The organism is Streptomyces sp. TAA204 (genome assembly GCF_000424965.1).
In genome coordinates this window covers 541,927-555,404 of the sequence record NZ_AUKW01000004.1, presented here as the reverse complement: position 1 = coordinate 555,404, position 13,478 = coordinate 541,927, and the positions used below count along the sequence as shown (strand labels likewise).

The following is a 13,478-nucleotide window of genomic DNA, read 5'->3' as shown; positions in this document are numbered from 1 at the left end:
CGCGACGCGATGGCCTCGGCGGGCAAGACCCTGGTCGAGCTCTTCGGTCTCGCCCGCGAGCTGAACGTCGACGCCGAGGGCATCGACATGGGCCCGTCCCCGACGGACGCCGCGCTCGCCGCCGATCTGGCGCTGCCGATCGAGGAGCTCGAGCTCACCGTCCGCTCGTACAACTGCCTCAAGCGCGAGGGCATCCACTCCGTGGGTGAACTCGTCGCGCGTTCCGAGGCGGACCTGCTCGACATCCGCAACTTCGGCGCCAAATCGATCGACGAGGTCAAGGCGAAGCTGGCCGGCATGGGCCTGGCCCTGAAGGACAGCCCGCCCGGATTCGACCCGACGGCCGCCGCCGACGCCTTCGGCGCGGACGACGACACCGACGCCGGGTTCGTGGAGACCGAGCAGTACTGATCCGACGGGGCGTGCGACCGGCCGCGGCCGGCCCCACGCCCCGGTCCCCGTCCGGCGATCCGCCCGGCCGGGACACCCTTCCGGTACCTGATACGGCCGGAGCTGCCACCGGTACCTGACACGGCCGGTGCAGGGACAACGAAGGAGAAGCACGATGCCGAAGCCCACCAAGGGCGCCCGTATGGGCGGCAGCGCCTCGCACCAGAAGGCCATGCTGGCGAACCTCGCCACGGACCTCTTCGAGTACGGGCGCATCACCACCACCGAGACGCGGGCCCGCCGCCTGCGTCCCGTGGCGGAGCGGCTGATCACCAAGGCGAAGAACGGCGACCTTCACAACCGCCGTCAGGTCATGCGTACGGTCAAGGACAAGAGCGTGGTGCACACGCTCTTCACCGAGATCGGCCCGCGCTACGAGAACCGGCCGGGCGGCTACACCCGCATCACCAAGATCGGTAACCGTCGTGGCGACAATGCGCCCATGGCCGTCATCGAGCTGGTGGAGGCCCTGACCGTGCAGCAGCAGGCTGTCGGTGAGGCCGAGGCCGCCACCAAGCGCACCGCCAAGGACGCCGCCGGTGACGAGGCCGTCGCGGACCTGAAGAAGGACGCGGAGGCCGGTGAGGCGAAGGCCGACGCCGAGGGCGACAAGCCCGCGGCCGAGGAGTCCAAGGACGCCTGACGCGCTCACAGAGCACATGAGCGGGCCCGTTCCCTCCGGGGGGCGGGCCTGTTCGTATCCATGGAGAGGATCGGCTGCGTGACGGACGCGGTGGGGCCCGGCAAGGTACGGGTGCGGCTCGACCTGAGCTATGACGGCAGGGACTTCTCCGGCTGGGCGCGGCAGCGCGCGAGGCGCACCGTGCAGGGGGAGCTGGAGGACGCTCTGCGTGTGGTGCTGCGGCTCGGCGGGGAGGGGGCCGCGCCGGTCGAGCTGACCGTCGCCGGCCGCACGGACGCCGGTGTGCACGCGCGGGGCCAGGTCGCCCACGTGGATCTGCCGGAGCCGGTCTGGGAGGAGCACGGGGACCAGCTCCTGCGCCGGCTCGCCGGGCGGTTGCCGATGGACGTACGTGTGTGGCGGCTCGGCGCCGCGCCCGAGCACTTCAACGCCCGCTTCTCCGCGGTCTGGCGGCGCTACGCGTACCGCGTGAGCGACCATCCCGGCGGTGTGGACCCGCTGTTGCGCGGGCACGTCCTGTGGCACAACTGGCCGCTGGACGTCGACGCCATGAACGAGGCCGCCGGATCGCTGCTGGGGGAGCACGACTTCGCCGCGTACTGCAAGAAGCGCGAGGGCGCGACGACGGTCCGTACGCTGCGGCAGCTTCGCTGGGAGCGGCGTGCGGACGGCGTCCTGGAGGCGACGGTGGAGGCGGACGCCTTCTGCCACAACATGGTGCGCGCGCTGGTGGGGGCGATGCTGTTCGTCGGTGACGGGCACCGCCCCGCCGCGTGGCCCGGTCAGGTGCTGGCCGGGAGGGTGCGGGACTCGGCGGTGCACGTCGTACGGCCGCACGGGCTGACCCTGGAGGAGGTCGGTTACCCGGCCGACGGGGAGCTGGCGGCGCGCAACCTGGCCGCGCGGAACCGTCGTTCGCTGCCCGTCGGCGGCACCGGTGCGGGCTGCTGCTGAGCCCTCGCCCCGGCTGTCCGTGCGGCCGTGCCGCCGGTCCGCGTCCTATCCCGGGGAGGCGCCCACTGCCTCGGCCGCCGCGTCCTTGCCGCGCTTGAGGATGCGGGCGTAGGCGTAGTTCGAGCCGTCGCGGCCGGCCTGCTCCGCCTTGCTGTCGGAGGCCGTGGACGGCTCGCCGTTGGTACGCCCGGAGATGGTGAAGTAGGCGTAGCGGCCGAAGGAGTTGACCGTCGTACGGCAGGTGACGGTGCGGCAGAAGTCGGGGACGCCGCTGCCGGGCAGTGCGACGAGGTTCGGCTTGTACTGCTTCTTCACCGTGGCCGCCGTCCCGGCGTCGTCGAACACGGCGATGCCGATGGTGACGGCCAGACCGCTGCGCGTGTAGGTCGCTCGGAAGAGCTGGGTGCAGTCGTTCTTGCTGAGGACGGGGCCGAGTCCGGCGTGCGCCGCGTCGGTGCAGCCCTTGCTGGTGTCGGTGGCGGCGCGCTTGTACGGGCGGCCGTTGATGGTGACGTTCTTGTTCGGGTAGAGCGTGCCGATGCTGAGCGGTGCCTTGTCGCGCTCGGCGTCCGAGACGAAGTCCCGGGGCGGCGGCGGTGGCGGAGGCTCGTCCTTGAAGGTCGGCTCGGGCTGGCCCGCGGTGCTCGAGGGCAGGTCCTCGGGTGTGGGGAGGTTCTCGGACGGCTTGTCGGAGGCACTGCCTCCCCCGACTCCCTCGGTGACGACCGCGATCGCGACGATGCCGGCGACGGTCACGGTGGCGAGCGCACTGACACCGACGATTGTCCAGCGGCGCCGTCGCGCGCGCTTGCGCTCCGTCTGCTCGGCGAGTGCTGCCCAGTCGGGAGTCGAAGATCCTCCTGGACCCCGTTCGGGTCCACCCTGCCCAAAGCTCATGGGCGCATCTTATTCGGTTGGTTCCGGCGCCGTGCCACTGAGGAATCGGCACTCACGGGACACCGCGGGGCGGCCTGTCCGGGGTGCTTCCGGCCGCAGGAGGGCGCTCAGCCGGCTCACCGCCGGACTCCGGCGGTGAGCGGCCCCTCGTGCTGATGAGGCGGAGGGGCGAGGCGTTCCAGGTGAGACCGGGTTTCCGCATGGTCACGGGGTGTGCTCGACCCGCTTTGACCCGTACGGGTGCGCACCGGTAAGCTGCCGGTTCGTTGTGTGTATTGGCTTGCTCATTCTCACGTGGGAGGGCCTTACACCGGTCCACCGGTCGATGACCAGCGATCAGCACGTGCGGCCCGCGTCACCGTGGTGCGGTCAAGGCTGTCGTGATCTGCCAGGTGGCCTTGTCAGGACCTTTCTCCTGAGCCCTTCCCGGGCCCGGAGACCCACTCACAGAAGCGAAGGCTACGACCGTGCGTACGTACAGCCCCAAGCCCGGCGACGTCCAGCGCCAGTGGCACGTCATCGACGCGCAGGACGTTGTCCTGGGCCGTCTGGCCACCCAGGCCGCCACCCTTCTCCGGGGCAAGCACAAGCCGGTGTACGCGCCTCACGTCGACACCGGTGACTTCGTCGTCATCATCAACGCCGACAAGGTGCACCTGTCCGGCAACAAGCGGATCCAGAAGATGGCCTACCGCCACTCCGGCTACCCGGGTGGCCTGCGGTCGGTCCGCTATGACGAGCTGCTGGAGAAGAACCCCGAGAAGGCCGTCGAGAAGGCCGTCAAGGGCATGCTCCCGAAGAACTCGCTGGGCCGTCAGATGCTCTCGAAGCTGAAGGTCTACGCGGGTGACCAGCACCCGCACGCTGCCCAGCAGCCCGTGCCGTTCGAGATCAGCCAGGTCGCGCAGTAAGTCCGGCCACCCCGCCGATACAGAGAGAAGTTGAGGAGCATCGTGGCCGAGACCACTGCTGAGACCCCCGTCGAGGGTGTCGAGGAGTACACGACAGAGACCCCCGAGGCCCCGGAGGAGTTCACCTCCGAGTCCCTCGCCTCGCGCTTCGGCGACCCGCAGCCGGCCGCCGGCACCGGGCGCCGCAAGAACGCCGTCGCCCGCGTCCGCATCGTGCCGGGCAGCGGCAAGTGGAAGATCAACGGTCGCACCCTTGAGGGCTACTTCCCCAACAAGGTGCACCAGCAGGAAGTCAACGAGCCCTTCAAGGTGCTCGAGCTGGACGACCGCTACGACATCGTCGCCCGCATCAACGGCGGCGGCATCTCGGGTCAGGCCGGCGCGCTGCGCCTGGGCGTGGCCCGTGCGCTGAACGAGGCGGACGCGGACAACAACCGCGGCGCGCTGAAGAAGGCCGGCTTCCTGACCCGTGACGCTCGCGCCGTCGAGCGCAAGAAGGCCGGTCTGAAGAAGGCCCGCAAGGGCACGCAGTACAGCAAGCGCTGAGGCACGGCGCGGGCCGGCTGCGGCCGGTCGGCGCCACTCGCTCACAGCAGCGATGCGAACACCGCCCCGGGAGCACGAAACCGTGCCCCCGGGGCGTTCGTCTATGACGGCAGGGCGTGGCGGTCTCCCGCGCCGCCGCCCGCGGTTTGCGCGGCGGGTGCCGCCCGGTGTTCCGCGGACAAGGGCGGGCACGCGGGTGGGCGGCGTGCCGCGTGCGGCGCGGGAGCGCGCCGGGTGTCCGGGAGCACCGGAGACAGGCGTACGGCGGATACCTTGCAGGGATGGATCGGGCGACAGTCCGGGTCCCGGCCGGTGTTCCGCCCGTACACGACCCATATGCGGCTCGTATACAGCTCGTATCCGGACCGGTGGCCGGGAATCCCGCCTCGGCCCGGTGCTCGTACTCGATCGGACTCGGAGGAACCACAAGTGGCACGACTCTTCGGTACGGACGGTGTGCGCGGTGTCGCCAACGAGAGCCTGACGGCTGAGCTGGCGCTCGGCCTGTCGGTCTCGGCGGCTCATGTGCTCGCTGAGGTGGGCTCGTTCGAGGGGCATCGGCCGGTGGCCGTGGTCGGGCGGGATCCCCGTGCGTCCGGGGAGTTCCTGGAGGCCGCCGTGGTGGCGGGCCTCGCCAGCGCCGGGGTGGACGTGCTGCGGGTGGGTGTGCTGCCGACCCCCGCGGTCGCCTATCTGACCGGGTCTCTCGGCGCGGACCTGGGCGTGATGCTCTCCGCGAGCCACAATCCGATGCCCGACAACGGCATCAAGTTCTTCGCGCAGGGCGGCCACAAGCTCGCCGACGAGCTGGAGGACCGCATCGAGTCGCTGTACCGGGAGCACGGGGCCGGTCAGGAGTGGGACCGGCCCACGGGCGCGGGCGTCGGCCGCGTACGCGACTACGACGAGGGCTTCGACAACTACGTGGCCCACCTCGTGGGCGTGCTGCCCAACCGGCTGGACGGCCTGAAGGTCGTCATCGACGGCGCGCACGGCGCCGCCTCGCGTGTCTCCCCTGAGGCCTTCGCCCGCGCGGGCGCCGAGGTCGTCACCATCGGGGCGGACCCCGACGGACTGAACATCAACCACGACTGCGGCTCCACGCATCTGGACGGGCTGCGGGCCGCCGTCGTGGAGCACGGGGCGGACTTCGGCGTCGCCCACGACGGTGACGCGGACCGCTGCCTGGCCGTGGACGCACAGGGCCGGACCGTCGACGGCGACCAGATCCTGGCTGTACTGGCGCTGGCGCTGAAGGACGCGGGCCGTCTGCGCAAGGACACCGTGGTGGCCACCGTCATGTCGAACCTCGGGTTCAAGCTGGCGATGGAGCGCGAGGGCGTCCAGCTGCTGCAGACCGCCGTCGGTGACCGTTACGTGCTGGAGGAGATGAAGCGCGGGGGCTACGCGCTCGGCGGTGAGCAGTCCGGGCATGTGATCGAGCTCGACCACGCCACGACGGGCGACGGCACGCTCACCGGACTGATGCTCGCCGCCCGCGTCGCCGGGACGGGCAAGTCGCTCGCGGACCTGGCGAGCGTGATGGAGCGGCTGCCGCAGGTGCTGGTCAATGTGCGGGACGTGGACAAGAGCCGGGTGGAGACCTCGGCCGAACTGGCCGCCGCCGTGACGGAGGCGGAGCGTGAACTCGGCGCCACCGGAAGGGTGCTGCTGCGTTCCTCGGGTACCGAGCCGCTCGTACGGGTGATGGTGGAGGCCGCTGACAGCGAGCAGGCCGAGTCCGTGGCCGGGCGCCTGGCCGACGTGGTCAAGAGCGCGCTGGGCTGACGCCGCGGCCCGCCGCGGCCGCCGCGGGCCCGCCCGGTCAGGACCGGCCAGGGCTCCGGCCGGGGTACCGGCCCGCGCTGAGGGCCGGGCCGGGCCCGCTGCGCCGCCGCCTCAGAGCTTGCGCAGCGACAGCCGGCGCACCTTGTGGTCCGGCCCCTTGTGCAGCTGAAGTGTCGCCCTGCCGCGTGTCGGTGCGACGTTCTGCCGCAGGTTGGGCTCGTTGATCGTGCGCCAGGTGCGGCGGGCGTAGTCGAGCGCTTCCTCCTCGGACACCTGTGTGTAGCGGTGGAAGTACGAGCGCGGGTTCTGGAAGGCCGTCTCGCGCAGTGCGCGGAAGCGGTTCAGGTACCACTCCTCGATGTCGCCGGTGCGTGCGTCGACGTAGACGGAGAAGTCGAAGTAGTCGGCCAGGGCGAGCCGGGTGCGGCCGTCCCGGCCGGGCAGCGCGGGCTGCAGGACGTTCAGTCCCTCGACGATGAGGATGTCGGGCCGCTGCACGGTCAGTCGCTCGCCCGGAACCCGGTCGTAGATGAGGTGCGAGTAGACGGGGGCGCTCACCTCGGCCTTGCCCGCCTTGACGTCGGCGACGAAGCGGGTCAGGGCCCGGCGGTCGTAGGACTCGGGGAAACCCTTGCGCGCCATCAGGCCGCGCTCCTGGAGTTCCGCCGTGGGCAGCAGGAAGCCGTCGGTGGTGACCAGTTCGACGCGCGGGTGCTCCGGCCAGCGCGCCAGCAGAGCCCGCAGCAGCCGGGAGACGGTGGACTTGCCCACGGCGACGCTCCCCGCGACCCCGATCACGAACGGAGTGCCGTGCTGGGTGCCGTTGCCGTCCCCGCCCGCGTCGCCGAGGAAGGTGTTGACGGCGTTGCGCAGGCCGTGCGTCGCGCCGACGTAGAGGTTCAGCAGCCGGGAGAGCGGGAGGAAGATGTCGCGTACCTCTTCCAGGTCCACGACGTCGCCGAGACCGCGCAGCTCCTCGACCTCGGCGGCGGTCAGCGGCAGGGGCGTACGCTCGCGGAGCGCGCTCCATTCGGCGCGGGAGAGATCGACGTAGGGCTTGGTCGGCACGCGACCCATTCTGCGCCGGGCGCGTGCGAGGGCGGCGGCCGGGGCAGGACGGGGCGAGGCGGGGGTGGGCGGGGCCGGTGACGGTTCGCGGACCTTTCTGGAAGTCGGCGTGAAAATGGCATGTGCGGGCGGTGTACGGAGGGTGGGTGCTGCCGATACGTTCCCGGCATGTCCCGCCGCATAGGCCGCATGAGCCTCAAGTACCGCATACGAAGACGTCCCGTCCGGCCCGAACTCCCCTCGTCACGGGACTTCGCGGCGCGCATAACGGGCGATCTGGCCCTCGACGACCTGCCGGACGAGGATCTGTCCGAAGACCTTACGGAGACCCTGGACATGTATGTGCTGGGCAGCAAGCCGCGCTGTGAGGAAGCGGAGTACCTGGAGCTGATGGAGACCGCGATAGAGCGCATCGCACGCGGTCGCTGAGGCTTGCCCGGCAGCATCCTGCCGGGCAGCGTCTCCGCTCCGGCACGGTTCGGGGTCCGACGTTGCCGGTGGCCGCGTACGGGCGCCGCTTAGGCTGATCCGCATGTGCGGAATCGTTGCGTACGCGGGAGGGCGTTCCGCCCTCGATGAGGTGCTTGCCGGGATGCGGCGCATGGAGCACCTGGGCTATGACTCCGCCGGGGTCGCCGTGCTCGTGGACGGCGGGCTGGCCGCGGCGAAGAAGGCGGGGACGTTCACCGACGTGCAGCGGGAACTGACGAGGCGTCCGCTCCCCGCGGGAACGACGGGAATCGGCCATCTGAGGTGGGCCACGCACGGCCCGCCCACCGACGCGAACGCGCATCCGCTGCTGGACAACTCGGGGCGGGTCGCCGTCGTGCAGAACGGCGAGATCGGCAACTTCGCCGAACTTCGCGCAGAACTGGCCCGCCGGGGCCACGAGTTGGCGTCAGAAACGGACACCGAGGCCGCCGCCCACCTGCTCGCCGAGCACTTCTCCTCCTGCGGCGACCTGAGCGAGGCGATGCGGCAGGTGTGCCGCCGGCTCACCGGCGACTTCGCGCTGGTCGCCGTGCACGCCGACGAACCGGACGTGGTCGTGGGGGCGTGCCGCGGGCTGCCGCTTCTCGTCGGGACGGGGGACGGGGAGGGGCTGCTGGCCTCGGACGCCGCCGCGCTCGTACCGCACATCCGGGAGACGGGGGCGCTGGGTCCGGACCAGGTGGTCACGCTGCACCGGGACGGCGGTGTGTGGGTGACCGACCTCGACGGTGTGCCGGGGGACCTGCGTACCTACGACCCGGGCCAGGGCGTGGACGTGAGCGCGGACGGCGGAGCCCGGGCGGACGCGCCGGCGCCCGCCGGTGCCGAGGGCACGGGCGGCGGTGCCCGGTGATCGTGGGGGTCGGAATCGACGTCGCCGAGATCGACCGGTTCGACGAGGCGCTGCGCAGGACGCCGACGCTGGCCGAACGGCTCTTCGTGGACGCCGAGTTGTATCTGCCCGGCGGCGAACGCCGGGGCGTGGCCTCCCTGGCGGCGCGGTTCGCGGCGAAGGAGGCGCTGGCTAAGGCGCTGGGCGCACCGGGCGGGCTGAGCTGGACCGACGCGGAGGTCGTCACCGCGGACTCCGGGCAGCCGTCGCTGCTGGTACGCGGGACGGTGGCGGCACGGGCCGAGTCGCTGGGGGTGCGGGGGTGGCACCTGTCGCTGTCGCACGACGCGGGGGTCGCCTCCGCGGTGGTGATCGCGGAGGGCTGAGTCCCACGGGGCGGGCCGATGGAGCGGTGACCGCTTCAGGGGCTCGCGAAGCTCCCGCCCGCGGTCTCCCGTCCCCACCCCCGGTCCCGTACCGCCCGCTCGTGTGGTCCGCCCCGATGGGACACCGTCAGACTGGGGGAATGAGGACTGCGTACAGCGTGGAGACCGTACGGGCCGCCGAGCGGGAGCTGATGGGCCGGCTGCCCGACGGAGTGTTGATGCAGCGCGCGGCCGCCGGGCTGGCCGCCGCGTGTGCCGGCGTGCTCGGACGGACGTACGGCGCCCGCGTCGTCCTGCTCGTCGGCAGCGGCGACAACGGCGGCGACGCGCTGTTCGCGGGGGCGCGGCTCGCGCGGCGCGGAGCGGGTGTGAGCGCGGTCCTGCTCTCGCCGGAGCGGGTGCACGAGGGCGGACTGGCCGCGCTGCGCTCGGCGGGCGGGAGGGTCCTGGTGGCACCGGGTGCGGTCGTCTCGGGGGCAGGGGGCGCCGCCGTGCCGGTGCAGCCGGTCATCGCCCGCGCGGATCTCGTGGTGGACGGCATCGTCGGCATCGGCGGGAAGGGCGGGCTGCGCCCGCAGGCCGTGGAGTTGGTGGACGCCGTGCGTTCGCCGGTCGTCAGCGTGGACCTGCCCAGCGGGGTGGACGCGGGCACAGGCGAAGTGACCGGGGTTGCGGTACGCGCGGACGCGACGGTGACGTTCGGCGCGTACAAGCCGGGTCTGCTGCTCGATCCGGCGCGTGAGCACGCGGGGGCGCTGCGGCTGGTCGACATCGGGCTCGAACCCCACCTCGGGGACGGCGCGCCCGCCGTGGAGGCTCTCCAGCACGCCGATGTGGCGGCGATGCTGCCGCGTCCCGGCGTGGAGAGCGACAAGTACCGGCGAGGTGTCGTCGGGGTCGTCGCCGGTTCCGCCCGCTACCCGGGGGCGGCCGTGCTCGCGGTCTCCGGGGCACTGCGCGGGGGCGCGGGCGCCGTGCGGTACGTGGGCCCGGCGGCGGACGCCGTGATCGCACGCCATCCTGAGGCGCTCGTCTCGTCGGGACCGCCGAGCAAGGCCGGCCGTGTGCAGGCGTGGGCCGTCGGCTCGGGCCTGGGGGACGACAGGGAGCGGCTCCGTGACGTGCTGGCGGCGCGGGTGCCCGTCCTCATCGACGCGGACGGTCTGCGGCTGACGGACGAGGCGGCCCTGCGCGCACGTACGGCACCCACCGTGCTGACCCCGCACGCCGGTGAGGCGGCAGCGCTGCTCGGCTGGGAGCGGGCGGAGGTCGAGGCCCGGCGGCTGGCGGCCGTACGGGAGCTGGCGGAGCGTACGGGAGCGACGGTGCTGCTGAAGGGGTCCACGACACTCGTCGCGGACGGCGGTGCGGACGGCGGCCCGGTGCGGGTCAATCCCACGGGGACCGGATGGCTGGCCACCGCCGGGACCGGCGACGTGCTGTCCGGACTGATCGGCTCGCTGCTGGCCGGGGGGCTCGACGGGCGGGACGCGGCGTCGGCCGGGGCGTATCTGCACGGTCTGGCGGGACGGTTCGCGCCGCGCCCGGCCGGTGCCTCGGACGTGGCGGAGGCGCTGAGCACCGCCTGGCGGGACCTGCTGCGGGACTGACGGGGTGGGCCTGCCGAGCGGGCCTGCCGAGCGGGCCGACCGGGGGGCCGGCCGAAGCGGCCGACCCTTGTGGGGCAGATGTCCCAGGCCATGTCCGGCATTCTCCCGGCCTGCGCAAACGGTTTTCGCGAGGTGCACGACGGGTGTGGCAGCGGTCACCTGAGAGACTGGCGGCGTGAACGATCAGTCCCGTCCGGGCCCCTCCTCCTGCGCCTCCGGCTCCGGCTCCCCCTCCGTCACCGGTCCGGAGGGGGGCGTGCGCCGTGCGCGTGCCGAGGTCGATCTCGACGCGGTGCGCGCCAACGTCCGTACGCTGCGCGCCCGCGCCCCCCGCGCGGAGCTGATGGCGGTGGTGAAGGCGGACGGCTACGGGCACGGGGCCGTGCAGTGCGCCCGCGCGGCCCGGGAGGCGGGCGCCTCCTGGCTGGGCACTGCCACACCCCAGGAGGCTCTCGCGCTGCGAGCGGCGGGCGACCGCGGCCGGCTGATGTGCTGGCTGTGGACACCGGGCGGCCCGTGGCAGGAGGCCGTCGAAGCCGGCATCGACGTCTCGGCGAGCGGACTGTGGGCGCTGGAGGAGATCGTCGAGGCGGCCCGCAGGAGCGGACGCACGGCCCGGGTCCAGCTCAAGGCCGACACCGGCCTGGGGCGCGGCGGCTGCGGCCTGCCGGACTGGCCGGAGCTGGTCGCCGCCGCCCGCGCCGCCGAGGCGGAGGGCGCGGTCAAGGTCACCGGCGTCTGGTCGCACTTCGCGTGCGCCGACGAGCCGGGTCACCCCTCCATCGCCCCGCAGCTCGAAGCGTTCCGCGACGTGCTCGCCGTCGCCGAACGCGCGGGCCTCGACCCGGAGGTACGGCACCACGCCAACTCGCCGGCGACGCTGACGCTTCCCGAGTCGCACTTCGATCTCGTACGGCCGGGTGTCTCCGTCTACGGTCTCTCCCCGTCCCCGGAGGTCGGCGTCGCCGCCGAGCTGGGCCTTCGCCCCGCGATGACGCTGACCGCCTCGCTCGCCCTGGTCAAGGAGGCGCCCGCCGGGCACGGCGTCAGCTACGGGCACACCTACCGCACTCCGGGCGCGACCACCCTCGGCCTCGTCCCGCTCGGCTACGCCGACGGGGTCCCGCGCCACGCGTCGGGTACGGGGCCGGTGCTGGCGGCGGGGAAGTGGCGGACGGTCGCCGGGCGGGTAGCCATGGACCAGTTCGTGATCGACCTCGGCGGCGACCGGGCGGCGGCGGGGGACGAGGTGGTGCTGTTCGGACCGGGTGACCGGGGGGAGCCCACGGCGGAGGACTGGGCCCGTGCGGCGGGCACCATCTCGTACGAGATCGTTACGAGGATCAGCTCCCGGGTATCACGTGTCTATACGAACGCACGGTCGAGTACGGGGGGTTGAGCACATGAGCGCGGAGGCGGAGGCGGAGGCGATCGCGAGGGCCGCGACCAGGACAGTCGCTGCCGTCGGCTCGGCCGGGGGCAGCGCTTCCGCGGCCGCCGTGAACGCCGTGAACGCTGTGAACACAGCCACAGCCATGGCCGTCACCGGCGGCGCGGGGCCCTGGGGCCGCCGCGCGGGACTGGCGGGAGCGACCCTGGGGCTGGTGGCGGCGGGCGTCGCCGTCGAGCGGCTGACCGTCAACCGCACGGTACGGCGCAAGGCACGGCTCGCGCTCGACGCGGCGGGCCCGTACGGCTCGCTGCGCGGCCGGCCCGGATCGGCCCGGGCCGAGGACGGCACGGAGCTGTACTTCGAGACCGAGGAGGTCGCGGACCTCGACGACGCCTCTGCCGGCACCTCCCGCTCCGGCGCCCGCAGCGCGGCTGCGGCTGCCGCCGGGGACGGCGTGGGAGGCCCGACCGTCGAGCCCGTACGCATCGAGACCGGCGGCGTCCACGAGTCGACGCCCCAGCGCAACCGGCTGCTGCGGCTGCTCAGACGGCGCCCGGCTTCCGGGGGCGCGGCGGCGGGCCCGTCCGGCCGGAGGTCCCGTTCCGGGTCCGCGGGGAAGCGGCCGACGGCGCACACGCTCCCGCCCACCGTCGTCTTCACCCACGGCTACTGCCTCAGCCAGGACGTCTGGCACTTCCAGCGCGCCGCGCTCCGCGGCGCGGTACGCACCGTCTACTGGGACCAGCGCAGCCACGGCCGCTCGGGCCGCGCGCCCGTCGGCGAACCGGTCACCATCGACCAGCTCGGGCGGGACCTCAAGGCCGTGCTCGACGCCGCAGTGCCCGAGGGGCCCATCGTGCTCGTCGGGCACTCGATGGGCGGCATGACCCTGATGACGCTCGCCGACCAGTACCCGGACTTCGTCTCGGAGCGCGTCGCCGGGGTCGCCTTCATGGCCACCAGCGCGGGCGGGCTCAGCGAACTGTCGTACGGGCTGCCGCTCCCGTCCCTGGGCGTGAAGGCGGTACGGCGGGCGGTGCCCGGTGTGCTCAAGGCACTGGTCACGCAGACGGCGCTGGTCGAGCGGGGACGCCGCGCCGCGGCCGACCTCTTCGCCGGGCTCATCAAGCGCTACTCCTTCGGCAGTGGGCACGATGTCGACCCCGGGGTCGCACGCTTCGCGGAACGGCTGATCGAATCGGTGCCGATCGATGTGGTCGCCGAGTTCTACCCGGCCTTCGAGGCGCACGAGAAGACGGAGGCGCTCTCGGCGTTCACCTCGCGCCCCTCGCTCGTACTGGCGGGGGAGCGGGACCTGCTCACTCCGTACGCGCACAACGAGGCCATCGCGAACGCGCTGCCCGCCGCACGGCTGCGGATCCTGGAGGAGACCGGGCACCTGCTGATGCTGGAGCGCCCGCACACGGTCAACGAGGCACTGGCGCAGCTGATCACCCGTGCCGTGGCCGCCGCAGGCCGGGAGGCCCGGAGCCGCTGAGCGCTCGCGC

Annotated in this window: 13 protein-coding genes and 1 pseudogene; 12 read left to right on the top strand and 2 right to left on the bottom strand. The window is 72.9% G+C overall.

Features of this window, described 5'->3' with window-relative positions; genetic code table 11:
• From H343_RS0110785 to truA, 3 genes are all read left to right on the top strand, one after another.
• A partial coding sequence (locus H343_RS0110785) for a DNA-directed RNA polymerase subunit alpha C-terminal domain-containing protein (protein ID WP_028431140.1) occupies positions 1–411 on the top strand: 411 nt, incomplete at its 5' end.
• 154 nt (positions 412–565) lie between these two features.
• Positions 566–1,093, top strand: coding sequence for a 50S ribosomal protein L17 (rplQ, locus tag H343_RS0110780; RefSeq protein WP_028431139.1), 528 nt, complete (start codon positions 566–568; stop codon positions 1,091–1,093).
• A 78-nt stretch (positions 1,094–1,171) separates the two neighbouring features.
• Positions 1,172–2,047, top strand: coding sequence for a tRNA pseudouridine(38-40) synthase TruA (gene truA / locus H343_RS0110775; RefSeq protein ID WP_028431138.1), 876 nt, complete (start codon positions 1,172–1,174; stop codon positions 2,045–2,047).
• A 45-nt stretch (positions 2,048–2,092) separates the two neighbouring features.
• On the opposite strand, the gene H343_RS0110770 is transcribed toward truA, so the two are convergent.
• Positions 2,093–2,944, bottom strand: coding sequence for a hypothetical protein (locus H343_RS0110770; RefSeq protein WP_028431137.1), 852 nt, complete (start codon positions 2,942–2,944; stop codon positions 2,093–2,095).
• A gap of 467 nt (positions 2,945–3,411) precedes the next feature.
• Here H343_RS0110770 and rplM point away from each other — a divergent pair, with 467 nt between their 5' ends.
• From rplM to glmM, 3 genes are all read left to right on the top strand, one after another.
• Positions 3,412–3,855: a 50S ribosomal protein L13 gene (rplM, locus tag H343_RS0110765; protein ID WP_028431136.1), complete on the top strand. Its 444-nt coding sequence runs from the start codon at positions 3,412–3,414 to the stop codon at positions 3,853–3,855.
• Positions 3,856–3,897: 42 nt separating this feature from the next.
• Entirely contained in the window at positions 3,898–4,401 is a 504-nt protein-coding gene (gene rpsI / locus H343_RS0110760) for a 30S ribosomal protein S9 (protein WP_028431135.1), read from the top strand.
• A gap of 429 nt (positions 4,402–4,830) precedes the next feature.
• The gene (glmM, locus tag H343_RS0110755; RefSeq protein ID WP_028431134.1) at positions 4,831–6,189 is read left to right on the top strand and encodes a phosphoglucosamine mutase; all 1,359 of its coding nucleotides are present in this window, start codon (positions 4,831–4,833) and stop codon (positions 6,187–6,189) included.
• 111 nt (positions 6,190–6,300) lie between these two features.
• Here the strand turns inward: glmM and coaA are convergent, their stop codons facing one another.
• Positions 6,301–7,266, bottom strand: coding sequence for a type I pantothenate kinase (coaA, locus tag H343_RS0110750; protein ID WP_051264943.1), 966 nt, complete (start codon positions 7,264–7,266; stop codon positions 6,301–6,303).
• 159 nt (positions 7,267–7,425) lie between these two features.
• Here coaA and H343_RS0110745 point away from each other — a divergent pair, with 159 nt between their 5' ends.
• The 6 genes and pseudogenes from H343_RS0110745 (at position 7,426) to H343_RS0110720 (ending at position 13,468) form a co-directional block, all read left to right on the top strand.
• On the top strand, positions 7,426–7,686 hold the full coding sequence (locus H343_RS0110745; RefSeq protein WP_037903165.1) for a hypothetical protein: 261 nt from the start codon (positions 7,426–7,428) through the stop codon (positions 7,684–7,686).
• Positions 7,687–7,789: 103 nt separating this feature from the next.
• Positions 7,790–8,542 (top strand): annotated as a pseudogene (locus H343_RS30090) (glutamine--fructose-6-phosphate aminotransferase); the annotation flags it as partial.
• A gap of 56 nt (positions 8,543–8,598) precedes the next feature.
• Positions 8,599–8,967: a holo-ACP synthase gene (locus tag H343_RS0110735; RefSeq protein WP_028431130.1), complete on the top strand. Its 369-nt coding sequence runs from the start codon at positions 8,599–8,601 to the stop codon at positions 8,965–8,967.
• A 140-nt stretch (positions 8,968–9,107) separates the two neighbouring features.
• Entirely contained in the window at positions 9,108–10,577 is a 1,470-nt protein-coding gene (locus H343_RS0110730; protein WP_028431129.1) for a bifunctional ADP-dependent NAD(P)H-hydrate dehydratase/NAD(P)H-hydrate epimerase, read from the top strand.
• Positions 10,578–10,833: 256 nt separating this feature from the next.
• Positions 10,834–11,976 (top strand): alanine racemase, encoded by a 1,143-nt coding sequence (gene alr / locus H343_RS0110725; protein WP_028431128.1) that lies wholly within the window; start codon positions 10,834–10,836, stop codon positions 11,974–11,976.
• A gap of 136 nt (positions 11,977–12,112) precedes the next feature.
• Positions 12,113–13,468, top strand: a complete 1,356-nt coding sequence (locus H343_RS0110720) for an alpha/beta hydrolase (protein ID WP_051264997.1) — start codon at positions 12,113–12,115, stop codon at positions 13,466–13,468.
• Positions 13,469–13,478 lie beyond the last annotated feature (10 nt).

Coding starts and splice junctions, on each gene's coding strand:
- rplQ (WP_028431139.1), top strand. CDS start 566: ATGCCGAAGCCCACCAAGGGCGCCCGTATGGGCGGCAGCGCCTCGCAC.
- H343_RS0110770 (WP_028431137.1), bottom strand. CDS start 2,944: ATGAGCTTTGGGCAGGGTGGACCCGAACGGGGTCCAGGAGGATCTTCG.
- coaA (WP_051264943.1), bottom strand. CDS start 7,266: ATGGGTCGCGTGCCGACCAAGCCCTACGTCGATCTCTCCCGCGCCGAA.
- H343_RS0110745 (WP_037903165.1), top strand. CDS start 7,426: ATGTCCCGCCGCATAGGCCGCATGAGCCTCAAGTACCGCATACGAAGA.
- H343_RS0110730 (WP_028431129.1), top strand. CDS start 9,108: ATGAGGACTGCGTACAGCGTGGAGACCGTACGGGCCGCCGAGCGGGAG.
- H343_RS0110720 (WP_051264997.1), top strand. CDS start 12,113: ATGGCCGTCACCGGCGGCGCGGGGCCCTGGGGCCGCCGCGCGGGACTG.